Raw genomic sequence first — 23,332 nt, forward strand, 5'->3', positions numbered from 1 at the left:
TCTAGTATTGATTTAATAGATTAATCAGAATCTAACACACTGCTTTTACTTCATAGACCGTTTTTAGTATAGTAAAAATGTAATAGAATGTTGGGGAGGCGTTATCGGATGATGCAGGATACAGTGGTTTACAATGAAAAGGTTGAAAAAGTCCTATCAAATATAAATAAAGTTATGATCGGCAAAGATGAAGAAGCAACACTCTGTCTTGTGGCACTTTTGGCACAGGGGCATGTTTTATTGGAAGATGTGCCGGGTGTAGGTAAAACAATGCTTGTCAGAACATTGGCTAAATCATTGGATTGTGATTTCAGACGTATTCAGTTCACGCCGGATTTACTGCCGGCCGATGTGACGGGGGTTTCCATATATAATCCCAAAGAACTGGAATTCGAGTTTCGTTCAGGTCCGATCCTGGGCAATGTGGTACTTGCTGATGAAATTAATCGTACATCCCCGAAGACACAGTCGGCACTGCTTGAAGGCATGGAAGAGATGAATGTCACGGTTGACGGCACAACGATTTCACTGAAACGGCCATTCTTTGTGATGGCAACCCAAAATCCGATTGAATATGAAGGGACGTATCCGCTTCCTGAGGCACAACTTGATCGGTTTATTCTTAAAATGAAGCTTGGTTATCCGTCTGCTGAACAGGAGATGAAGATGCTGGAACGAACATCCAAAAAGCATCCGATTGAAGAGATTTCGGCTGTGATGGACAAAGACGAATTGCTCACTGTTCAGGAAGAGGTGAAGGATGTTTACATTGATGGAAACGTGCAGCAATATATTGTGAGACTTACCACTGGAACACGAAACGACAGTTCAATTTATCTTGGCGTCAGTCCGCGCGGTTCGATTGCTTTGATGAAAGCAGCCAAAGCGTACGCTTACGTTTATGGCCGGGATTATGTACTGCCGGATGATGTAAAGTATTTGGCACCATTTGTCATGGCTCACAGGATTATTTTAAATACCGAAGCCAAATATGATGGTTTAACGGCTGACTCAGTTATCAGGAAAATTGTTAAGGATACACACATTCCGATTCGAAAGGAATTTAATCCATGAAAAAAACGATCGGATTTGCAGCTAAATTAAGTTTTGTTATCGTGCTGCTGCTGCTCCTTTTTTCATTTGCGATGTTCCAGGGTGGGTTTGTTAGCTGGTTTTTGTTTTTTGCGACCCTGCCCATTTTTTTATATCATGCAGGGTTATTATTTTATCCCATCAAAAACTGGCATATCGTACGTCATCTATCTCATTATGTCACTAGGGCCGGCGATCGTGTTGAGGTGAAACTTCACATGAAACGTTCCATTCCATATCCGCTGTATTATTGTATTTGTGAAGAGGTACTTCCGGATTCACTTCAGAAAGTTGATGATTTTAGTGAGCGACACCGCTGCCTGAGGCCATCGGATAAGCTGAACATTCCCCGCACGATCAAAAAAATTGTGTTTCCCGGATTTAGACGCGATATTGAATTGTCCTATGTCATTGACCAAATACCACGCGGCGAGCATCGGCTGAAAAAGGTTCGTATTCGTACCGGTGATGTATTTGGAATTGTGACCAAGGAGCATGTTTTTGATCTCGATGATCGGATTGTCGCTATGCCGAACGAGCGGCCGATCAGGATGACACAGAGTATTAACAGCTATGATCAAGGGTCAGCTGCATCAGAGTCCATTCACCTTAAGAATACGAATATCGCTACAGGTATCCGTGAGTATATGCCGGGAGATAAATTTTCCTGGATAGACTGGAAGCAGACAGCGAAAAAAAATACGGTTATCACAAAAGAATTCGAACGGGAAAAAAATACGCGTACACTGCTTGTTCTGAACGCTTGCCACTATCAGGGCCTGAATGCGCTTGCCTTTGAAACAAGCGTTGAACTGACGATGTCGATGCTTGAAACGGTTCAAAAACAGACATCCCAGGCAGGCTTTTTAACAATTGGTGAACACACCGCTTATATCCCGTTGCATCATGATCCGGGAAAAAAAGATTGGATACGAAGACATTTGACCAGGATTCAGCCAGGCGGGGTGAAGTCATTTTCCGTTAAACTGAGAGAAGAAATGATGCAAACCACATCCGGAACCAATACGATTCTTGTCACAACTTATTTGGACCATGAATTCCCGGATGTCATCAAGCAAGTCAGACAGCGCACTAAAAATTTGGTGGTTGTTCTGATACAGGCCTCGGCGCTGATATCCGGGGAAGAACAGAACATGATCCGCCGGCTCCGCTCCGAGGGGGTCGTGATGAATGTTGTTAGCGAAGATGCATTAGCTAAAAAGATGATTGAGGTGACGATCGCTTGAAGGCAAAAATCCCGTATATATATACGTCACTTTTGTATGCGTGTGCATTTGTTCTATTTCTGGAATGGCTTTATCCTGTAAACCAAATCGGTGACGTTGCCAATATGACTGTGTTTCTGTTGTACACTGTATTTTGTTTCTTTATATCGATGCTTAGTGTGAAATGGTGGCTATCCATGCCATTAAAAGGTCTGGGGCTCATATTTATAATCGACAGCTTGTATATGACAGCCCCGTTACTGAGCAGGACATGGGTCGAGCAGTTGCTGTTTGAAATAGGCTATAATGTTAATGCTTTAATAACTCAGCAATGGTACGACTTGACACCATTATTCCGCAGTGTGCTGTTTTTGCTGCTCATTTGGATGCTTAGTTATTTGCTTCATTACTGGTTTGTTGTTATGAAACGGGTCTTTGTGTTCGTTTTACTGACGTTTGTTTATTTGAGTTTACTTGATACATTCACAATCTATGAGGCCGGCGGTGCCATAGTACGGACGTTTGTCGTATCGTTTGTAGCCCTGGGTTTATCCAATTTATATAGGGAGATTGACCGTGAATCGCTTCGTTTCCCATGGCTGAAAAAATCCCCCGTGTGGGTAATACCTCTCGTGAGTGTTGTGCTGTTTTCAACGCTGATTGGCTATGCTGCTCCCAAGTTTGATCCGCAATGGCCCGACCCGGTTCCATTTATCCAGAGTGCTGCTGAAAATGCCGGTGCACCCGGGAGCGGTACGGGTATTCAAAAAGTCGGTTATGGTGAGAATGACAGCCAGCTGGGAGGCTCCTTCGTACAGGATTATACGCCTGTTTTTCAGGCTGCTGCAAAAGACGAACACTACTGGCGCGTGGAGACGAAAGATGTCTACACCGGAAAAGGATGGGAAAAGTCTGCAGAGCCGCAATACGAATTGATGAGCGGTGAGCAAGTTAACATGCAGACATTTTCACCTGACGTTGAAACCGAAGAGTATGACACAATGCTGGATTTCCATGATGACAGTAATATGGAAAAATTGGTCTATCCATACGGTATTTCCAAAGTTGAGTCAGAACAAAGTTTTCACTTACGCACAGATTTTGATCACGGTGAAATTATAACGGAACGGAACCACCAACGTTTAAATCTTGATCAGTACACCATCACCTATCAATCGCCATCGTTTGCCATAGACAAACTGCGTGAAGTAAGGCCCGAAGATGACCCTCGAAAAATCAAAGATCGGTACACACAGCTCCCGGATCAGCTCCCGGACCGAATAGGGGAACTAGCTGCTGATATTACAGAAAAAGATGATAACCGGTATGATAAAGCACGTTCAATTGAATCATACTTTGGGCAGAACGGGTATACGTACCAAATCAGTAATGTTCCTGTTCCAAAGGAGGATCAGGATTACGTTGATCAGTTCCTGTTTGATTCAAAAGCCGGCTATTGTGATAACTATTCCACATCGATGGTTGTCATGCTGCGGTCGCTTGATATTCCGGCACGCTGGGCTAAGGGATTCACCAGTGGTGAGGTTATCAAAAATGGTGACACAACAGATGATTACGATATTTATGAGATCACGAATGCTAACGCCCATTCCTGGCCGGAAGTCTATTTTCCAGGCTCAGGATGGGTCCCCTTTGAGCCAACTCAAGGTTTTTCAAACTTAGGTGATTTTCATATGAATGTCGATGAAACCAATCAGGACAACGCATTGGATTCTGATGAACAAGAGGTAGCACAGGGGCAGCAGGAAGAAGTGCGTGATGACAAAAAGGCTGAAACAGCAGCAGCCCGGGGTGATAATAATGCGTCACATTCTGAAATGAACTGGTGGTACTTGCTGATTAGTATTTCAGCTGTCGGATTGCTCGTCTGGACTGTTTACGTGACAAGATTCCGCTGGCGTACGGCTTATTTATTCCACAAACTGTCACGTCGCCAGGATGCCGAGACATTCCAGGAGGCATTCCATTTTCTGCTCACACTTTTGAATCATAAAGGTCTGGCAAAATACCCCGACCAGACACTGCGTGAATATGCCAAGCGGGTTGACTTCCGCTACGGTACACAAGGTATGCATCATTTAACGGCTCATTATGAACGTATCCTGTATAAAAACGAGAAGGACAATCAGAAAACCGCCAAATTAATCCAATCATGGAAAAATTTAATAAAGCAGATAATGGCTTGACCGATGTTTGACTGGTTAGGTAGAATAAAGTGAAACTTCCTTCAATAGGTACTTTTCCTCCTGAATGCCAGGGGGAAGTTAAACTTTAAAGATGAACAAACGCCATTCATATATCCTCGATAATATGGATCGAAAGTTTCTACCAGGGTACCGTAAATACCTTGACTATGAAGGCGGATTTCAATAGGTTGAGAAGATATGCAACCTGGATTTCTGCCTTCTTACAGTTTTTGGCTGTATGCAGGTGCTGATCCAGGTTTTTTATGGGCATTTGTGTGCAGCGATACCTGTTTCGCGGATTCGCGCGAGGACGGCGTAATTTCGCGCGAGGTCAGTGTAATTTCGCGCGAGAGCAGTGTAATTTCGCGCGAGGTCAGTGTAATTTCGCGCGAGAGCAGTGTAATTTCGCGCGAGAGCAGTGTAATTTCGCGCGAGGTCAGCCCAAAATCGCGCGACAGGTCACACGAACTTGCTCGGGGACACTCTGACAAGGGCCACTTCAGCTTATGCAGCGGAATCATCGATCTATGCAAGAAATCATGCGATAGGAGCGGTAGCAGATGGAACAGAATGAAATGATTTTAGTGCTGGATTTTGGCAGCCAGTATAACCAACTGATCACCAGGCGTATCAGGGAACATGGTGTGTATAGTGAACTGCACTCACATAAGATAACAGCGGATAAGATCAGGCAAATGAATCCAAAAGGCATTATCTTGTCGGGTGGACCGCACAGTGTTTATGATGATAACAGTTTTCGCTGTGACCCGGAGATTTTTGAACTGGGAATCCCGGTTCTTGGAATCTGTTATGGCATGCAGCTGATGGCGCTGCACTTTGGTGGCGAAGTTTCCAAAGCGTCGAACCGGGAGTATGGCAAGGCAGAAATTAACCTGGCTAATCATCCGATTTTATTTGGAAATACACCTGATGAACAAAATGTCTGGATGAGCCATGGTGACAAGGTAATGCGAACACCTGATGGATTCAGGACGGATGCGACGAGTCCATCAACACCCATTGCAGCGATGAGTTATCAGGAGCGCCAATTGTATGGTGTGCAATTTCATCCGGAAGTGCGTCACTCGGAGTATGGCCATCAGCTTCTGAAGCACTTTGTATACGATGTTTGCAACTGTCACGGTGATTGGACGATTGAGAACTTTATCGAAATGGAAGCTGACAAAATCCGCCAACAGGTCGGTGACCGGAAAGTGCTATGTGCCCTGAGCGGCGGTGTAGATTCATCGGTAGTTGCGGCACTCATCCATAAAGCGATCGGCAAACAGCTGACATGTATTTTTGTCGATCATGGATTGCTAAGGAAAAATGAAGCGGCAGAGGTAACAAAGACATTTTCAAATGACTTTGATATGAATTTCATCAAAATTGATGCCGCTGACCGATTTTTGTCCAAATTAGATGGGGTCGATGATCCGGAACAGAAGCGGAAGATTATCGGCAACGAGTTCATATATGTGTTTGGAGATGAAGCCGATAAATTAGAAGATATTGATTTTCTGGCACAGGGGACACTTTACACGGATGTAATCGAAAGTGGTACAGACACTGCTCAGACTATCAAGTCCCATCATAATGTTGGCGGACTTCCTGAAGACATGCAATTTGACCTGATTGAACCACTGAATGCTTTATTTAAGGATGAAGTGCGCGAACTTGGTCTGCAGCTTGGTCTGCCGGAAAACATTGTCTGGCGGCAGCCATTTCCGGGCCCAGGGCTTGCGATCCGTGTTCTCGGGGAAGTGACCAAGGAAAAACTTGAGATCGTTCGTGAATCGGATGCTATTTTGCGCGAAGAAATTGCTCTAGCCGGACTGGACCGGGATATCTGGCAATATTTCACTGTTCTTCCTGACATCCGCAGTGTCGGTGTTATGGGTGATGCCCGGACGTACGATTATACTATCGGCATTAGAGCTGTCACCTCGATAGACGGTATGACATCTGACTGGGCACGCATGCCATGGGATGTTCTGGAGCATATTTCAACACGTCTGGTAAATGATGTTGAGCACATTAACCGTGTAGTCTATGATGTGACCAGCAAGCCACCCGCAACAATCGAGTGGGAATGACGAACGTTGGACATTATTTGTAATTAATTGTTCGTTTTTTGCTTGACGTTATAGCATGCTTGTAGTAGTCTAAGCATATAACTTAATAATGGCGTATAATTTCGGGGATATGGCCCAAGAGTATCTACCGGACCACCATTAATGGTCCGACTACGCAGGATTTAGTCATGATATGAACATGTTGATGTTTCGTCTGATGACCGTTTCCTGCATGGTTTGCAGCGCTCTTGTTAAACAGGAGTGCTTTTTATTTTAACGTCAGAAAGTATAAATTATGGATGACCTTATAAGAAAAACTTCGGCACTCGCTATAGGACGAGGCGAATGCCGAGTTGTTCTAATATCAAAGAGGGGCGCGTCAGTCTGAGATAATGACAAATTAAACGCGCTCTCTTGCATAGCTTGCTTTGCAGGAAAATAAGGAGGAGGAACATTGAAACGTTACTTTCGTTTTGACGAATTAGGCACGAATTACAGACGGGAATTCATGGCAGGCATGACAACATTTTTGGCCATGGCGTATATTTTATTTGTAAACCCGGCGACACTTGCATTGGTTGGCATTGAGGAACTGCCTGAAGGGGTGACCAGGATAGATCAGGGAGCCGTCTTTACAGCTACTGCTATCGCAGCCGCACTTGGTACGTTGATCATGGGTGTGCTCGCGAAATATCCGATTGCTCTTGCACCCGGAATGGGCCTCAATGCATTTTTCTCCTACACGGTTATTTTAGGTTTTGGAATTCCCTGGGAAACAGCGCTTGCCGGTGTTTTGGCATCCGGACTCATTTTTATTGTATTGACTTTGACCGGTCTGCGCGAAAAAGTGATTAATGCGATACCTTCCAACCTAAAAATGGCGGTCGGCGCTGGGATTGGTGTTTACATTGCGTTCATCGGCTTTCAGAACGCCGGTATTATTGTCGGAGATGATGCGACACTTGTGGCGTTGGGCAATTTAACATCACCGACTGTAATGCTTGCTATTTTTGGTATTGTGATTTCCGTTATTTTATTGAGTCTCAACATTAGAGGCGGTATTTTTTACGGCATGATTCTGACAGCAACTGTCGGAATGATCACTGGTTTGATTGAACCACCGTCAGGGATCGGCGGCATTGTTGGTGAAGTGCCAAGCGTTGCACCAACATTTGGTCAGGCATTTATACACTTTGATGATATTTTTACAATCAAGATGCTTGTTGTTATTTTGACATTCCTATTTGTTGATTTTTTTGATACTGCAGGGACGCTTGTTGCAGTGGCGAATCAGGCGGGATTAATGAAGAATAACAAGCTGCCGCGTGCAGGCAAAGCGCTGTTTTCCGATTCGGCGGCTACGGTCGCCGGAGCGGTCATCGGAACATCGACGACAACGTCTTATATTGAGTCAACAGCAGGTGTTGGTGCAGGTGGCCGCACGGGGTTTACCTCTGTTGTGACGGCAGGATTTTTCATACTGGCATTATTTTTCTCACCGCTTTTGAGCGTCGTGACGTCAGAAGTGACGGCACCGGCTCTGATTATTGTGGGTGTGCTGATGTCATCTTCTCTGAAAAACATTGCCTGGGATGAGTTTGAGATTGCTGTCCCGGCATTTTTAACGATTGTTTCGATGCCGCTCGCATACAGCATTGCTACCGGGATTGCCATCGGATTCATCTTTTACCCGATTACCATGATTCTTAAAGGACGCATCAAAGAAATCAATCCGGTTATGTACGGTTTGTTTGTTATATTTATTCTGTATTTTATATTTCTGAGCTAAGAGAGTAAGATCACACCTCTTAGAAAAGCGGAGCGCATCGTATGGCTCCGCTTTTAAATTTGTCGGGTTTTTTCGGCTGTTCACCAAAATCTATGGGTGACAAATTAGATGTCATGTTGATGTAAGCAGTCGCTTCGGAAAAACACTTGGGTGCTCGTCGTGTTGCAAGCATTTACAGTGAAGAAACACGTCTCGCAACGCGTAGCACATTCGGTGGAGTGTTGGTTCGTCGCTTTCCGTGGGCTTGTCCTCAGTCTCCTCGAAAAAAAGAAAAGCTTTTTCTGCGGGGTCTTCACACGGCGCATTCCTACAGGTGTCTTCGTGTTTGTCCTCCGCTAGTTTTACTGCCATATTCATTCATTTCAACTATAGATTTTGGTGTTGACCTTTTTTTCTAATTGTCAGAGTGTGATAAACAGTCAGGAATAGCGCGCCTGCTGCTGCCGACCCGCCTAATACGGCATATAATGCACCACCGCCATATGAATCGATCAGAGCACCCCCGAGGAGTGAGCCGATAATACCTGATATGCCGAAGAATACAGCATAAAATAAAAGATGCCCTGTTGATTGCAGCAATTTGGGAATCAGTCTGGTTACATAGTCTAATGCTGCCAGGTAGAACACACCAAATGTGATACCGTGGAGGAATTGCAGCATAATGATATAAGTTGGATCTTCAATTGCTGCGTAAATAAACCAGCGCAGACTGTATATGATACCGGAAAAAATCACAAAAACAAGCGTGTGATATTTGCGAAACCACCGTCCGGCAAACGCAAATACGAGCGCTTCACTGGCGACGCCGATAAACCAGGCAACCCCTACGAGACCTTCGTTTCCTCCCAGCTGAGTGATATATAATCCGATGAAACTGTCGCTCGCGCGGTGCGTCATCGTAATGAACATCATAAAAAACAGAAATAGCATAAATGGCTTATTTCGAATGAGTTTTTGAACGTCCTGCAACTGAACCGGATCAGATTCCACATTCACATCACTCAACCGAAACGAAACGATCAGTGCCATAGTACCGAAAAACAAATAGGGCCAGATCATATATTGAATGCCGGCAACTGTTAGTATTTGGCCGACAATTAAAGAAGAAATCGCAAATCCAATCGATCCCCATGTACGAATGGTTCCAAACGATACATTCAAATCATCCGCCCGCCGTTGTCCAAGACTGTCGCCCAGACCACCGATCGGCGAGGTGAAGAAGTAAAATACGAAACCGGCAAGCAAAATGGCAATAAGACCATCCATCTGGAAAAACACAACGCTGCTTACCAATAGGCCAACGATACATATCAGCAATATGTGTTTCACAGTTTTATATTTGTCACTCATATAGCCCCAAAATGGCTGAGCCACGATGGCCGCTAACGGACCGACTGCCAGCACCCAACCGATTTCAGTGCCGTTCAGACCTTTATATTCCAAATACAGCGGCAAATAGCTGAGAATGATTGTGTTTGTCGCATGAAAACTGAATAACAGCATTTTTAGGGGTGTCAGTGATTGATTGTTTGCCAACTTGAGGTCCGCTCCCATGTTTATAATGACGTTGATAAGTACCTGAGGTTCAAGTATATGGGAGTGTGATTTGATTAACAAGGAAAACAGAGCGGAACAGCCAAAAAAGGCAGGCATATCATCAGGTCAGAAGAAGTAGAACACCAGCAGAAGGTTAAGAACATCGAAAGGAGTAACAAAGCCAAAGAATAAAGGGAGAGGTTCTACACCTTCTCCCTCCATACGTTCTCTATGAATTCATCGCGCCCGGATTGAGCCCGATCTTGTTGATAGTGTTCCGTGTACTTTTTATAGAAGTCCTGATGATAGTCTTCCGCCGGATAAAAAATCGCAGCCGGTAAAATTTTGGTAACGATCGGGTTCTTAAATTTTCCGCTGTCAGCAATCGATTGCCTTGATGTTTGGGCAAGCTTCCACTGTTTATCATCATGATAAAAAATAGCCGTCCGATAGGATTCTCCGCGGTCATGGAACTGGCCATTATCATCGGTCGGGTCAATCTGCTGCCAATAGATATTCAAAATCTCCTCATACGATATAACAGCAGGGTCATACGTGATTTGCACCGCTTCATAATGCCCTGTTGTTCCGCTTTTCACATCCTCATACGCCGGGTTTGCCGTATGACCGCCGGTATAGCCGGACACGACGCCATGAATTCCACTCCATTGATCGAATGGTTTAACCATACACCAGAAACAGCCACCGGCAAAGGTTGCCTTTTTAAGTTGATTAGACATATCTGTTTCCCCCAAATGTCTCTTATTGTTTACTCACTATAACATAAATATTTCCGACCGGGATAATAGATGAACTTGCGGAATCTACCCTATTTCAATCTAGAAGTAATACGGCCCGAAATATGCTACAAGCATCAGGATATGTGCTCCGGCAAAATAGATGATCCTCGCCGGTGCATGCCAGTCGTGTGTCGCTTTAGTTGACTGTGTGGCGATAAAGGCAATCAAAGCGAAAAACAGAGTATAAATGTAGGAGCTACCGGTGAAGGTTAAATAATCCGGTGCTCTGGCAAACATCCCATCAATAAAGATGATATCATGGAAAATAAACGTTGCCAGCATGTAAATCACTATGCCAGTATAAAAAAACCATGATATATCCTCATCAAGTTTGCGGCCTTTAACCACATACATGAGCACTACGAAGACCACCGGCCAGATAAACCAGATGGTGGTCGCCAGAATTGTAATCAGAACTTTGGCCAGCATTCCGAATGTCTTGCCTAAAGCACGCAGCCAGTCATCCTGGCTAAGCGTCGATGCCTTGTCTATGACTGCTGGATTGCTAGAGGAAATGAGAATGTTGTTGCGTTCAGATCCTTGTTCGAGCCACATGACAGTCGAATTGTTCAGCCGCTTCGGGTCAACAGTGCCTTTGGCTGTGTTGCTTTTTCTTGCAGACTGGATTTCTCCGTTGTCTGTGATGGTCGCAGTATAAACATTGAAGGCCTGGTTCTCTTGATAGGTTGTCTCTGTAAAGCCGTTCGCGCTAAAGAGGAGCTGTAGTGTTTCATTTTGATATGAAATCGTTATATCGTTTGGCTCACTCAAGCTGCCTTCTCCGGCGGGGTCCGGAAAAGTCAAAGGTTTAAGTGACGGCTCCCGGTTACTGCCAATGGAAGTCTTGGCCACATATGTATACGATTCAGGCGATCCTTGACTTTGTTTTTGAACCGTTTCCAGCATGAAGGCAAGATTGCTGTCGCGAACGGCAAAGTCGGTATCCTCTACTGTCTGCATAGCGTCGATTTGAAAAGATGTCGAATACACACGTTTCGCCCCATTGTCAGTCAGTTCATAAATATTAAGTTTCACATCATTGTTAAGGGATTGTTCTGTCATAAAGTAAAGCTGTTTTTTACCTTGAAAAGGAATGATGTCTTCCATTCCCTTATTCAGTTCCACTATTTTTGTTGACGAAAGGTCATCGGGATTGAGTTCATATAAATTATTTTCCTTTATGTAGAGAATTGTGCTGCCTAATGGATAGAATCGTTTGGCATTTGAAACAATCACATCGCCATCTTGATCGTATATATCGTTGTAATCGTGGTAAATCAGTTGATCATGGTTCAGAAAAACCCTGGTCCATTTATCAAGCGGAATATCATAGGTTTTTTCATTAATCTGTTTAAATTCGTGATTGAATATTTGTGCCCGGAGCTTGTCTTGTTCATATGTCTGGATGATGAAATTGCCGCCGGGGGTTTCCTGGACAGGAAAGGTCTTATCGACAGTGGTTGTTCCAATCTCCAAACCTCTGCTCCAGTTCGCTTCAGGCTGTTCTGTCACATCGGTGATGCTCTGATTAAACATCAGAAAGATTCCTGTTATGATAATAATGGATGGCAAAATCCAAAAAAGCTGTTTTCTCATTTTCGGCCTCCTGTCTGTGTCATAATTTTATCACACATTCTTTTGAATTTTGTATATTTTTTTAAATTAACCTTGTGGTATATGAAAATGAAATCTTGTGATATAACGCCATCTGCTGTTTTCGTTTTCCCGGTGTTAAAGATATAATATGATGCAGGGGGTGGGTCGGATGATAAAACCAGTCGTAAATAAAATTTTGACAGGAAAAGTTAAACGTATGGGCAATCCGGATGCCAAGGACCGGATGGAAAGACCGTGGGAGAGCGGGATTTTCAAGGCGAAGGCAGATGGGGAACAATGGATTGGACTCGAGGGATTTACCAGTGACGAAATAGCTGATAAAAAAGTTCATGGTGGTCCGGAAAAAGCCGTGTTTGCTTATCCATCAAAGCATTATGCCCATTGGCGTGAATATTTGAAAATAGATGACATCGGTATCGGTGCAATGGGGGAGAACCTATCGGTCGCAAATATTGATGAGGGGTCTGTCTGCATCGGTGATACGTACCGATTCGGCGACAGCATCATTCAGGTTTCCCAGCCTCGCCGGCCATGCTGGAAGCCTGCCCGACGCTTCCGGGTGATGGATTTTGCCTTGAGGATACAAAGCAGCGGACTGACAGGCTGGTATTACCGAGTGCTGCAGGAAGGATATGTGAAAGCGGGAATGGAAATGGAGCTTATTGAGCGTCGGTATCCCGAATGGACTGTTGCTGCTTGCAACGAGATCATGTATGTGAAAAAACGGGATCTTGATCTCGCTGAGCAGTTGGCATCATGTCCACTGCTTGCGCCTAACTGGAAAAAATCGTTGAATAAGCGACTGCAGGGTAGACAGTCATCTGATGCTAAACGCGTGTATGGTCCGAATAAAGCTTAAGTTCCGTCTGTTAGTCGGACGTTCACCTTATGCCGGCCGGTTTCATCTGAAATGAGCCGGTGCAGATGAATGACCGCCAGACCATTCTGATAGGTGGCACTAATCTTATCGCGCCGTACGGGATAAGGTAGGGTTACGGTCCGCTCGAAAACACCTTGAAGAATTTCTTCTTTGGCCACGGTGCCGCCTGCATAACCAAGATCGATGACACCTTTCAGTTCAAGTGTTGCGTGGTCCACGTAGATCTCAACTTTATTCAGATCGGTTAAGCCCGGAATACCGGCAACGCAAATCAGTTCATGCTCATGCTGATAAATATTGATTTGTGGAATGGCTGGCTTTATAATATTTTCAAATTCGTTCCAGAAATGATCGCCAAAAAAATGATCCATGTTTTTCCGCCAATCAGACATTTGTTTGAATGAATCCATAATAATCCCCATTTCATAAAAAGTGTTGGATGAACAGAATCGCGCATTTATGCATAGTCAGCCGATAATTATCAACGGCTTACCGTCTGTTAAGGGTAAACGCATGGTTTATATTATGCACTGGGCGAATGGCTGGTGACTATCATGGTTCGGGAAACTAAAGCCGCGGTTGTAACCGACAGGAGGTAAAAAAGTTGCTCAGTAATGCGTTTGTTATGGTAGCTATTATATTAATCATTAATATTGTTTATGTGTCGCTTTCGACCATGCGGATGATTTTGACGCTAAAAGGGCGGCGCTATATGGCTGCGTTTGTCAGCATGTTTGAAGTTATTATGTATGTTCTTGGGCTGGGCCTTGTATTGGAAAATCTGAACGAGATTCAAAATATTCTCGCCTATGCCATCGGCTTTGGCATTGGCGTTATTGTGGGGACCAAAATTGAAGAAAAACTGGCACTGGGCTATATTACCGTCAATGTCATATCATCTGACCCTTATATTGAATTCACGCGCCAGCTGCGTGAAAAGGGGTATGGTGTAACAAGCTGGTTCGCCTATGGAATGGATGGCGACCGGCTTGCCATGCAAATTCTGACACCGAGAAAATATGAACTGAAGCTTTACGAAACGATCAAAATGATTGACTCGAAAGCATTTATTATCTCCTATGAGCCAAAACAAATTCATGGCGGCTTTTGGGTGAAACAGGTGCGAAAAGGCCGGCTGTTCAATCAAAATAAAAAATAATAGGGATGTGAACTCCCGGTAGCGCAGCGGTCAATTTCGAAGCTGGAATTGACCGGAGTTGGCATCTTTAAACATAAAACACATTCAACATTATAAAACACGAACATTAATAAATATTTTTATATAATTGTTCGATTTTTATTGACACAATTAAACTTATTTTGCTATGCTGGTATTAGAAAAATTCATACGCTGCCTCATATATATTCGGGGATATGGCCTGAAGGTTTCTACCCGGCACCGTAAATGCCGGACTATGAGGGGAGATGGAACTGCTGTAGGAATGTGGCTGTTTTTAGCTAAAATGCAGCCGGCGCCGGCGATCTAAGTATCAGGATTTCAGCAGGCATACGATTGTTTAGTTGTGCCCAGTCTATTCATCTGCTCTCATACACATGAGGGAGACGGATAGACTTATTTTATTTTGGCTCTTTTCGCCATTTTGTTACACCTCTCACGATTGAGATGAACTGCGACATAGTGAAAGGTTTCTTCCATTCTGAATACGAGAAGTGCCTCAAGACACTCCGGCAATACACGTCGCTTTCCATGGGCACGGCCTCAGCCTCCTCGGAAAGCGGAGTGTATTTCCGGAACGGTATCATAGCACTCAACCATCAGCACTTACGTCGCAGTTTATGGATTGCGTGTCGAAACCAACACACTTTTAGAAATCGTTCTTTATTTTTTTAGAAAGGAAAAGTTAACCATAAACGTGAAAAGAGGGATATGATGACACGAGTCGGCGTCATTATGGGAAGCATTTCGGATTGGGAAACGATGAAATACACATGCGACGTATTGGATGAATTACAGATTCCCTATGAAAAAGAAATTATTTCTGCACACCGGACACCTGACGATATGTTTACATATGCAAAAGAGGCAAGAGATAAGGGGTTGAATGTGATTATTGCAGGAGCTGGTGGTGCGGCACATTTACCCGGCATGACAGCAGCGCAGACGACATTGCCGGTCATCGGGGTGCCGGTCCAGTCAAAAGCACTGAACGGCCTCGATTCCTTGCTTTCAATCGTGCAAATGCCCGGTGGTGTACCGACCGCTACTGTGGCAGTCGGGAAATCAGGTGCGAAGAATGCGGGACTATTGGCTGCCCGGATGATTGGCGCATTCGACCATGATGTTTCTGAGATATTAAAAGAGTATGAGGCAAACATAAAGCATTCAGTCAATGAAATGAGGGATGAACTTGCAGACCAATAAGGTAATACTTCCCATGAAAACAATCGGCATTATCGGTGGCGGTCAACTTGGACGGATGATGGCCATCGCGGCTAAATATATGGGATATAAGGTGGCAGTTCTCGACCCGACCCCAAATTGCCCGACCGCACAAGTCAGCGATCAGCAGATCACAGCAGCTTATGACGATATGGATGGCATACGGAAACTGACAGACATCAGTGATGTGGTCACATATGAATTTGAAAATGTTGATCTTGAGGCGGCGGCTTTTATTGAACGTACAGGCAAACTTCCACAGGGTGCCTATGCACTTGAAATCACCCAAAGCCGCGAAAAGGAAAAATCGATTATGGGTGATGCGGAGCTTCCGGTACCAGCCAATAAGATTGTCAGAAATGGTCACATGTGCAGGCATGTTCTTGAAAATTTTCCGCTCCCGGCTGTCATTAAAACAGTCAGCGGAGGATATGATGGCAAAGGCCAGCTAAAAATAAACGCGAACGATGACATCGATGCAGCATGTGAATTTGCCGATCGAAATGACGAATGCATTGTCGAACAATGGGTACCTTTTGATAAGGAAATATCTGTCGTGTTCACGCGCGGGCAAGCCGGTGAGATCGCGTTTTTCCCGATTTCCGAGAATGAGCATAAAGATCACATTTTATACAAGACGAAAGCCCCGGCTTCCATCAGTGCTGCTGTACAGCAAAAAGCGCTTGATGCAGCAGGCATACTGGCTGAAAAAATGAACATAACCGGAACGTTTGCGATCGAAATGTTCGTTAAAGGTGACGATATCTATCTGAACGAAATGGCGCCAAGACCGCATAACTCGGGTCACTACACAATTGAGGCATGCACCATATCGCAATTTGAGCAGCATATACGGGCCATTTGCGGTCTGCCGCTTTTGCCAATCGAATTGCTGCGGCCGGCTGTAATGGTCAACATACTTGGTGACGACGTGGAAACGGCCTTAACTATACTGCCGGAAATGCAGCATGGCTTCCTGCATTTATACGGTAAAGAAGCGATTAAGCCGAAACGAAAAATGGGCCATATCACGTTTGTAGCGGATACACTGGAAGAAGCCAAAAAACAGTTGGCAGTATTGGAGGAGGCAGAGTAATGATTGAACGCTATACCCGGGAAGAAATGGGTGTGATCTGGAGCGAAATAAACAAATATAACGCATGGCTCGAAGTGGAAATTCTCGCATGTGAAGCTTGGCGCGAATTGGGCATTATTCCGGCTGAAGATGTGGAAAAAATCCGCCGGAATGCTTCTTTTGCCGTTGAGCGGATCCAGGAAATCGAACAGGAAACACGGCATGATGTGGTCGCCTTTACCCGGGCGGTTTCCGAAACGCTGGGAGACGAGCGCAAGTGGGTGCATTACGGGCTTACGTCAACAGACGTTGTTGATACTGCCCAATCCTATGTGCTGAAGCAGGCGAACGATGTTATCCGTACAGATCTGCATCATTTTATCGATGTTTTGAAGAATAAAGCAATCGAATATAAACACACTGTCATGATGGGGCGCACGCATGGCGTTCATGCCGAGCCGACAACTTTCGGGCTGAAAATGGCACTCTGGTATGAAGAAATGAAACGCCATCTGGAACGTTTTGAACATGCAGCACGTAATATCGAATTTGGAAAATTGTCAGGCGCGGTAGGCACCTATGCGAACATTGATCCGTTTGTTGAGCAATATGTGTGCGAACAGCTGGGACTGACACCGGCACCGGTATCGACTCAAACTTTGCAGCGTGATCGTCATGCTGAATATGTTTCTGCTCTGTCATTGATTGCCACATCAATCGAAAAGTTTGCCACAGAAATCCGCGGTCTCCAAAAAACCGAGACGCGTGAAGTGGAAGAGTTTTTTGCGAAAGGACAAAAAGGGTCATCCGCAATGCCACATAAGCGTAATCCGATCGGTTCAGAAAATATGACCGGTATCGCGCGCGTCCTGAGAGGGCATATGGTGACAGCGTACGAAAACGTTTCGCTCTGGCATGAACGGGATATTTCCCACTCATCGGCGGAACGGATTATCTTGCCTGATGTAACGATAGCGCTGGATTACATGCTGAACCGTTTTTCCGGAATCGTCAGCAAACTGACCGTGTTCCCGGAAAACATGAAACACAACATTGATAAAACGTATGGGGTTATTTTTTCCCAGCGTGTTTTGCTTGCACTTGTTGATAAGGGCATGAGCCGTGAAGAAGCTTATGATTTGGTGCAGCCGAAAGCGATGCAGGCATGGGAGACGGGGACTTCATTTAAAGAGCTGATTGAGTGCAATGAGCAGGTCAGCGCAAAACTTACACAAGCTGAGATTGATGCGTGCTTTAATTATACTTACCATCTAAAAAATGTGGATGCTATATTTAATCGAATTGGACTTGGGGTGGAATAATGAAGGCTGATCTGTTATACGAGGGAAAAGCGAAATGGGTTTATCAAACCACTGATAAACCAGGACATCTTGTGCTTGAATACAAAAATGATGCAACGGCATTTAATGGAGAGAAAAAAGAAGTTTATACAGGAAAAGGACGTTTGAACAACGCGATTTCCGCCTATATTTTCAATGCTCTAAACGAACAGGGCATTCAAACCCATTTTGTTGAAAAACTTTCGGAAACAGAGCAGCTTGTCCGGCAGACGGAAATCATCCCGCTGGAAGTCGTCGTCCGAAACGTGGCTGCCGGTAGCATAACTCGAAGGCTCGGTATCGAAACAGACACACCCTTCAGTCCGGCACTTGTCGAGCTGTTTTACAAAGATGATGACCTGGGGGATCCGTTGATCAACGATGCGCATGCCTTGTTTCTGAACAAGGTCACAAAATCCGAACTTCAAGAGATAAAAGCAAAGGCATTGGAAATCAATCAGCAGCTGACTAAACTGTTCGAAGCGATCAATCTTAAACTGGTTGATTTCAAACTGGAATTTGGACGGCTGGCAAGCGGCTGCATCGTATTGTCCGATGAGATTTCGCCTGATACGTGCAGACTCTGGGATACAACGACAAATGAAAATTTGGATAAGGATGTATTCCGGCAGGGAACCGGCGATCTACTGGAAGTCTATCAAAAACTTTTTGACCGACTGGAGGCCAGGACATGAAAAAAGTTACCATTCGTATTATGCCGAAGCAGGGTGTGCTCGATCCACAGGGTCAAGCCATCCGGACATCACTCAACACACTCGGATTTTCGGAAGTGAAAGATGTGCAAACTGGGAAGCTGGTTGAACTGTTAATGGAAAATCATGAAGATATTGATAAACGTGTCGGTGAAATGTGCGACACACTATTGGCCAATCCGGTTATGGAGGACTATCACTATGAAGTGGAGGAGGTTGCACACACATGAAGTTTGCAGTCATCGTTTTCCCCGGATCGAACTGTGACCGTGATATGTACCATGCCGTAAAACACGTTCTCGGAATGAAAGCTGATCTAGTTTGGTACGAAAATAGTCATCTCGAAAACTATGATGCAATCCTGCTCCCCGGTGGGTTTTCATATGGTGATTATCTGCGTTCGGGAGCCATTGCATCGGCATCGGACGTGATGCAACACGTGAAAAAACATGCTGATGCGGGCAAACCGGTGCTGGGTGTCTGCAATGGCTTTCAAATCTTGTTGGAATCCGGTTTGCTGCCGGGTGCCATGCTGCCTAATAAGAATCTGTCATTCATGTGTCACCATGAGGCCCTAGCCGTTTCCAATCATGAAACACAGTTCACTGCAAATTACAAAAAAGACGAGATCATTCATTTGCCGATTGCTCATGGAGAGGGGAATTATTTCGCTGATGCCGACACTTTGTCAGAGCTGAAAAGGAATCATCAGATTGTCTTTACCTATGAAAATAACCCGAACGGATCGGTTTCAGATATTGCAGGGATCATCAACCGTAGGGGCAATGTGCTTGGCATGATGCCGCACCCGGAGCGTGCAGTGGAAACATTGCTCGGCAGTGATGATGGCATCAGACTTTTTCAGTCACTGATCAAAAATTGGAGGAACACCTATGCCATTAACGCATAATATCAGTCCAAAAAACGTTGAACAGGAGAAACTGTATCTGGAGATGGGATTAAGTGATGCGGAATTTGAAAAGGTCAAAAACATTCTGAAACGGCGTCCGAACTTTACGGAGACAGGCATTTTTTCAGTCATGTGGTCAGAACATTGCAGTTACAAAACGTCCAAACCACTCCTGAAAAAATTCCCGGCAGATGGACCGGACGTATTGCAGGGCCCCGGTGAAGGTGCCGGTGTCATTGATATTGGTGATGATCAGGCAGTTGTTTTTAAAGTGGAAAGTCATAACCACCCATCAGCGGTTGAGCCATATCAAGGCGCTGCTACGGGTGTTGGCGGCATTATTCGTGATGTGTTTTCGATGGGGGCCCGTCCGGTTGCTTTAATGAATTCACTGAGATTCGGTAATTTGACAGCCAACAGAACGAAATATTTATTTCGAGAAGTCATTCACGGGATTGCCGGTTACGGGAACTGTGTAGGTGTTCCGACGGTCGGCGGTGAAGTGCAGTTTGATGACAGCTATGAGGAAAATCCACTGGTTAATGCCATGTGTGTTGGATTGATTGACCATGATGATGTTCAAAAAGGTATCGCTGCCGGTGTCGGTAATACGGTCATTTATGCAGGCGCGCCAACTGGACGCGATGGTATCCATGGGGCAACATTTGCATCAGATGACCTGAGTGATGAATCTGATGCAGACCGCCCATCTGTTCAGGTGGGAGATCCGTTTATGGAAAAACTGCTGATAGAAGCTTGTCTGGAAGTCATTAATTCTGATGCACTTGTTGGCATGCAGGATATGGGAGCAGCAGGACTGACGTCATCGGCGAGCGAAATGGCAAGTAAAGCCGGAACCGGAATCACCATGAATTTGGATTTGGTGCCACAGCGTGAGCAGAATATGAACGCTTACGAGTTGATGCTGTCTGAATCACAGGAGCGCATGCTGCTGGTGGTAAAACAAGGGCATGAACAGGGAATCATTGATGTTTTTGAAAAGTATGGTCTGCAGGCAGTAGCTGTGGGTGAAGTTACCGAGGAAAAATCATTTTTGCTCACACAACATGGAGAAGTCGCTGCCGATATCCCGGTTGATGCACTGGCGGAGGAAGCACCGGTTTACCAAATGCCAGCAAAAGAAGCGGCATATGTTAAGGCGTTTCAGAAAATGGAAAACACGGTGCCGTATGTAGCTGACCATAGTGCAATGCTGAAGCAGCTTTTGCAGCAGCCGACCATCGCCAGCAAGCAAAGTATATATGATCAGTACGATTCAATGGTGCAGACAAATACAGTCGTAACACCCGGGTCGGATTCAGCAGTTATACGGATTAAAGGAACGGATAAGGCGCTGGCACTTACAACAGATTGTAATTCACGCTATATTTATCTAGATCCGGAAACCGGCGGCAAAATTGCTGTAGCTGAGGCGGCACGGAATATTGTCGCCTCGGGGGCACGGCCGCTTGGGCTGACAGATGGACTGAACTTCGGCAACCCGACCAATCCGGAAGTGTTTTGGCAGATGAAACAAAGTGTCGAAGGGATGAGTGAGGCGGCACGGACGTTGAAAACACCAGTCGTCAGCGGAAATGTATCGCTTTACAACCAATCAAACGGCCAATCGATTTTTCCGACGCCGGTCGTTGGGATGGTCGGCCTGATTGAATCACTTCAACAATTGACACCGAGCTTTTTTCAGAAACCGGGAGACCTTATCTATGTGATAGGCACAACGGAGGCTGAATTCGGTGGAAGTGAACTGCAAAAAGTTGTGGAAGGGACATATTATGGAAAAGCACCTTTCATTGATTTGCAGGTGGAAGCTGAACGTCAAAAACAGCTGCTGGCAGCAATCCGTCAAGGTCTCGTCAGGTCAGCACATGATTTGGCTGAAGGTGGTCTCGGTGTTGCCCTTGCTGAAAGTGTCTTTAATAACGAAGGACTGGGTCTGGAAGCTTTTATCTCCGGTGATCCGACAATCGCAATGTTCAGCGAATCCCAGTCGCGTTTTCTTGTTTCGGTCAAGCCGGAGCAGAAACAGGACTTTGAATCGGCAGTTACGGACATCCGGCAGATTGGCCGTGTAACCGGTGATGGTAAGTTCCTTCTAAGAGCAAACGGTGGCACATTAATTGATGAAAATGTCCAAATATTGCATGATTTATGGAAAGGAGCCATTCCATGCTTGCTGAAATGAAAGGCATCAATGAAGAATGCGGTGTGTTCGGGGTCTGGGGACACGAAAAGGGAGCGGAATTGACGTATTACGGGCTTCATGCTATGCAGCACCGCGGACAGGAAGGTGCGGGTGTGGTGGTTAGTGATGGTGATAACTTAAAGACACACAAAGGACTCGGGCTAGTCAACGATGTTTTTAAACGTGCTGATTTCAGTAAGCTTTCAGGTGCTACGGCTGTCGGCCATGTTCGCTATTCCACCCAGGGCGACAGAGCATTTGAAAATGTTCAGCCACTGGTTTTCCGATCACAGACTGAGGGGATGGCACTGGCACACAACGGCAACATCATGAATGCTGAAAAAATGCGCGGCGAGCTTGAAGGGCAGGGGAGTATTTTACAGACATCCTCCGATACAGAAGTATTGGCTCATTTAATCAAACGACGAGGTATGGAGATTAGTGAAACGTCCATAACTGAGGCGATCAATAAGATAATCGGCGCATATGCGTTTGTCATTTTAACTGAAGATAAAATGTATGCAGCACTTGATCCGAGCGGAATCAGACCGTTGTCGATCGGCAGACTTGGTGATGCTTATGTGGTGGCATCCGAAACGTGTGCTTTCGATCAGATTGGTGCAACGTTTGAGCGCGAAGTTTTGCCCGGCGAATTGGTGACAATCAGTGATGAAGGGGTATCGTCCACTCGGTTTGCCATGCGGGGACGACGGAAAATGTGTGCGATGGAATATGTCTATTTGTCACGCCCTGACAGTGATGTGAATGAAGTGAATGTACATGCATCACGCAAACGGATGGGAAAAGAGCTGGCCAAAGAATCACCGGCAGACGCCGATATGGTAATCGGTGTACCGGACTCCAGCATTTCATCAGCTATCGGCTACGCAGAAGCGAGTGGTCTCCCCTACGAAATGGGCATCATTAAAAACCGTTATGTTGGCAGAACGTTTATCCAGCCTTCCCAGGAACTGCGGGAACAAGGGGTGAAATTGAAATTGGCACCGGTCCGCGGGATTGTCGCGGGAAAGCGGATTGTCATGATCGATGACTCTATTGTCCGTGGTACAACCAGCAGGCGGATTGTCCAAATGCTGAAACAGGCAGGCGCGGTGGAAGTGCATGTCCGGATCGCGTCTCCCTCGATTCAGCATCCATGCTATTACGGAATTGATATGTCAACCCGGGATGAATTGATTGCAGCTAATAACTCAATTGAGGAAATTGGAGAAGTTATCGGAGCGGATAGTGTGGCGTATTTGTCAGAAGCCGGGCTTGAAGAAGCGATTGTCAGAGATAAAACGATCCATCAAGGCATCTGCATGGCCTGCATGACTGGACATTATCCAGTTAAGGAAAACGGGGAGCAGGAAGCTGCCTACAAAGGCTGTTAAAGTGACACGTCAAACAGCGGAACAGATTTATTCGCTGATTGTCAGTCTTAGAAAAACTCGGCATTCGCCTCGTT

20 protein-coding genes and 3 riboswitches are annotated in these 23,332 nt (G+C 45.3%); of the genes, 15 read left to right on the plus strand and 5 right to left on the minus strand.

What is annotated here, in order from left to right; all coding sequences use genetic code 11:
- The first annotated feature begins 108 nt into the window (after positions 1-108).
- Genes IEW67_RS10060 through IEW67_RS10070 form a run of 3 tightly spaced genes read left to right on the plus strand, consistent with a single transcriptional unit; the run spans position 109 to position 4,525 of the window.
- Positions 109-1,074: an AAA family ATPase gene (locus IEW67_RS10060; protein WP_188632941.1), complete on the plus strand. Its 966-nt coding sequence runs from the start codon at positions 109-111 to the stop codon at positions 1,072-1,074.
- Positions 1,071-2,339 carry a DUF58 domain-containing protein gene (locus IEW67_RS10065; RefSeq protein ID WP_188632942.1) on the plus strand — a complete coding sequence of 423 codons (1,269 nt, stop codon included), beginning with the start codon at positions 1,071-1,073 and terminating at the stop codon, positions 2,337-2,339. Before IEW67_RS10060 ends, IEW67_RS10065 begins: the two co-directional genes overlap by 4 nt.
- A complete protein-coding gene (locus tag IEW67_RS10070) occupies positions 2,336-4,525 on the plus strand; it encodes a transglutaminase TgpA family protein (RefSeq protein ID WP_188632943.1) in 2,190 nt (729 codons plus the stop codon). Before IEW67_RS10065 ends, IEW67_RS10070 begins: the two co-directional genes overlap by 4 nt.
- Before the next feature lie 86 nt (positions 4,526-4,611).
- Positions 4,612-4,713, plus strand: a riboswitch (purine riboswitch).
- 33 nt (positions 4,714-4,746) lie between these two features.
- Here the strand turns inward: IEW67_RS10070 and IEW67_RS10075 are convergent.
- Positions 4,747-5,016, minus strand: a complete 270-nt coding sequence (locus IEW67_RS10075; RefSeq protein ID WP_188632944.1) for a hypothetical protein — start codon at positions 5,014-5,016, stop codon at positions 4,747-4,749.
- A 69-nt stretch (positions 5,017-5,085) separates the two neighbouring features.
- On the opposite strand from IEW67_RS10075, the gene guaA reads away from it, so the two are divergent.
- Both guaA and IEW67_RS10085 read left to right on the plus strand, forming a co-directional pair.
- Positions 5,086-6,621, plus strand: a complete 1,536-nt coding sequence (guaA, locus tag IEW67_RS10080) for a glutamine-hydrolyzing GMP synthase (protein ID WP_188632945.1) — start codon at positions 5,086-5,088, stop codon at positions 6,619-6,621.
- 71 nt (positions 6,622-6,692) lie between these two features.
- Positions 6,693-6,794: riboswitch (purine riboswitch) on the plus strand.
- Between the two features lie 260 nt (positions 6,795-7,054).
- On the plus strand, positions 7,055-8,389 hold the full coding sequence (locus IEW67_RS10085; protein WP_188632946.1) for an NCS2 family permease: 1,335 nt from the start codon (positions 7,055-7,057) through the stop codon (positions 8,387-8,389).
- Positions 8,390-8,755: 366 nt separating this feature from the next.
- Here the strand turns inward: IEW67_RS10085 and IEW67_RS10090 are convergent, their stop codons facing one another.
- The 3 genes from IEW67_RS10090 to IEW67_RS10100 all read right to left on the minus strand — a co-directional run bounded on the left by IEW67_RS10090 (position 8,756) and on the right by IEW67_RS10100 (position 12,321).
- The gene (locus IEW67_RS10090; protein ID WP_188632947.1) at positions 8,756-9,925 is read right to left on the minus strand and encodes an MFS transporter; all 1,170 of its coding nucleotides are present in this window, start codon (positions 9,923-9,925) and stop codon (positions 8,756-8,758) included.
- A 203-nt stretch (positions 9,926-10,128) separates the two neighbouring features.
- Positions 10,129-10,665 (minus strand): peptide-methionine (S)-S-oxide reductase MsrA, encoded by a 537-nt coding sequence (gene msrA, locus IEW67_RS10095; RefSeq protein ID WP_188632948.1) that lies wholly within the window; start codon positions 10,663-10,665, stop codon positions 10,129-10,131.
- Between the two features lie 99 nt (positions 10,666-10,764).
- The gene (locus tag IEW67_RS10100; protein WP_188632949.1) at positions 10,765-12,321 is read right to left on the minus strand and encodes a hypothetical protein; all 1,557 of its coding nucleotides are present in this window, start codon (positions 12,319-12,321) and stop codon (positions 10,765-10,767) included.
- Between the two features lie 169 nt (positions 12,322-12,490).
- Between IEW67_RS10100 and IEW67_RS10105 the strand changes: the two genes are divergently transcribed.
- Positions 12,491-13,201, plus strand: coding sequence for an MOSC domain-containing protein (locus IEW67_RS10105; RefSeq protein WP_188632950.1), 711 nt, complete (start codon positions 12,491-12,493; stop codon positions 13,199-13,201).
- Here IEW67_RS10105 and IEW67_RS10110 read toward each other — a convergent pair.
- Positions 13,198-13,632, minus strand: a complete 435-nt coding sequence (locus IEW67_RS10110) for an Hsp20/alpha crystallin family protein (RefSeq protein WP_188632951.1) — start codon at positions 13,630-13,632, stop codon at positions 13,198-13,200. The genes IEW67_RS10105 and IEW67_RS10110 overlap by 4 nt on opposite strands.
- 194 nt (positions 13,633-13,826) lie before the next feature.
- On the opposite strand from IEW67_RS10110, the gene IEW67_RS10115 reads away from it, so the two are divergent.
- The 9 genes from IEW67_RS10115 (at position 13,827) to purF (ending at position 23,258) form a co-directional block, all read left to right on the plus strand.
- Complete coding sequence (locus tag IEW67_RS10115) at positions 13,827-14,381, plus strand: DUF2179 domain-containing protein (RefSeq protein WP_188632952.1); 555 nt, start codon at positions 13,827-13,829, stop codon at positions 14,379-14,381.
- 177 nt (positions 14,382-14,558) lie between these two features.
- Positions 14,559-14,658, plus strand: a riboswitch (purine riboswitch).
- Between the two features lie 452 nt (positions 14,659-15,110).
- A complete protein-coding gene (gene purE / locus IEW67_RS10120) occupies positions 15,111-15,605 on the plus strand; it encodes a 5-(carboxyamino)imidazole ribonucleotide mutase (protein ID WP_188632953.1) in 495 nt (164 codons plus the stop codon).
- Positions 15,592-16,719, plus strand: a complete 1,128-nt coding sequence (gene purK / locus IEW67_RS10125; protein ID WP_188632954.1) for a 5-(carboxyamino)imidazole ribonucleotide synthase — start codon at positions 15,592-15,594, stop codon at positions 16,717-16,719. The genes purE and purK overlap by 14 nt, the downstream gene beginning before the upstream one ends.
- Positions 16,719-18,020 carry an adenylosuccinate lyase gene (gene purB / locus IEW67_RS10130; protein WP_188632955.1) on the plus strand — a complete coding sequence of 434 codons (1,302 nt, stop codon included), beginning with the start codon at positions 16,719-16,721 and terminating at the stop codon, positions 18,018-18,020. The genes purK and purB overlap by 1 nt, the downstream gene beginning before the upstream one ends.
- On the plus strand, positions 18,020-18,733 hold the full coding sequence (gene purC, locus IEW67_RS10135) for a phosphoribosylaminoimidazolesuccinocarboxamide synthase (protein ID WP_308430727.1): 714 nt from the start codon (positions 18,020-18,022) through the stop codon (positions 18,731-18,733). Before purB ends, purC begins: the two co-directional genes overlap by 1 nt.
- Complete coding sequence (gene purS, locus IEW67_RS10140) at positions 18,730-18,981, plus strand: phosphoribosylformylglycinamidine synthase subunit PurS (protein ID WP_188632956.1); 252 nt, start codon at positions 18,730-18,732, stop codon at positions 18,979-18,981. The genes purC and purS overlap by 4 nt, the downstream gene beginning before the upstream one ends.
- Positions 18,978-19,661: a phosphoribosylformylglycinamidine synthase subunit PurQ gene (purQ, locus tag IEW67_RS10145; protein ID WP_188632957.1), complete on the plus strand. Its 684-nt coding sequence runs from the start codon at positions 18,978-18,980 to the stop codon at positions 19,659-19,661. Before purS ends, purQ begins: the two co-directional genes overlap by 4 nt.
- Positions 19,645-21,864: a phosphoribosylformylglycinamidine synthase subunit PurL gene (gene purL, locus IEW67_RS10150; RefSeq protein ID WP_188632958.1), complete on the plus strand. Its 2,220-nt coding sequence runs from the start codon at positions 19,645-19,647 to the stop codon at positions 21,862-21,864. Before purQ ends, purL begins: the two co-directional genes overlap by 17 nt.
- Positions 21,849-23,258 carry an amidophosphoribosyltransferase gene (gene purF / locus IEW67_RS10155; protein ID WP_188632959.1) on the plus strand — a complete coding sequence of 470 codons (1,410 nt, stop codon included), beginning with the start codon at positions 21,849-21,851 and terminating at the stop codon, positions 23,256-23,258. Before purL ends, purF begins: the two co-directional genes overlap by 16 nt.
- Positions 23,259-23,332: the final 74 nt, after the last annotated feature.

The organism is Lentibacillus kapialis, assembly GCF_014646635.1.
In the GTDB taxonomy this organism is placed as follows: Bacteria; Bacillota; Bacilli; order Bacillales; family Amphibacillaceae; genus Lentibacillus; species Lentibacillus kapialis.

Bases quoted from the DNA above. Each gene is read 5' to 3' on its own strand.
- IEW67_RS10100 (WP_188632949.1), bottom strand. From the start codon at position 12,321: ATGAGAAAACAGCTTTTTTGGATTTTGCCATCCATTATTATCATAACA.
- purB (WP_188632955.1), top strand. From the start codon at position 16,719: ATGATTGAACGCTATACCCGGGAAGAAATGGGTGTGATCTGGAGCGAA.
- purQ (WP_188632957.1), top strand. From the start codon at position 18,978: ATGAAGTTTGCAGTCATCGTTTTCCCCGGATCGAACTGTGACCGTGAT.
- purL (WP_188632958.1), top strand. From the start codon at position 19,645: ATGCCATTAACGCATAATATCAGTCCAAAAAACGTTGAACAGGAGAAA.
- IEW67_RS10060 (WP_188632941.1), top strand. From the start codon at position 109: ATGATGCAGGATACAGTGGTTTACAATGAAAAGGTTGAAAAAGTCCTA.
- IEW67_RS10065 (WP_188632942.1), top strand. From the start codon at position 1,071: ATGAAAAAAACGATCGGATTTGCAGCTAAATTAAGTTTTGTTATCGTG.
- msrA (WP_188632948.1), bottom strand. From the start codon at position 10,665: ATGTCTAATCAACTTAAAAAGGCAACCTTTGCCGGTGGCTGTTTCTGG.
- IEW67_RS10110 (WP_188632951.1), bottom strand. From the start codon at position 13,632: ATGGATTCATTCAAACAAATGTCTGATTGGCGGAAAAACATGGATCAT.
- purC (WP_308430727.1), top strand. From the start codon at position 18,020: ATGAAGGCTGATCTGTTATACGAGGGAAAAGCGAAATGGGTTTATCAA.
- guaA (WP_188632945.1), top strand. From the start codon at position 5,086: ATGGAACAGAATGAAATGATTTTAGTGCTGGATTTTGGCAGCCAGTAT.
- purF (WP_188632959.1), top strand. From the start codon at position 21,849: ATGCTTGCTGAAATGAAAGGCATCAATGAAGAATGCGGTGTGTTCGGG.
- IEW67_RS10105 (WP_188632950.1), top strand. From the start codon at position 12,491: ATGATAAAACCAGTCGTAAATAAAATTTTGACAGGAAAAGTTAAACGT.
- purE (WP_188632953.1), top strand. From the start codon at position 15,111: ATGATGACACGAGTCGGCGTCATTATGGGAAGCATTTCGGATTGGGAA.
- purS (WP_188632956.1), top strand. From the start codon at position 18,730: ATGAAAAAAGTTACCATTCGTATTATGCCGAAGCAGGGTGTGCTCGAT.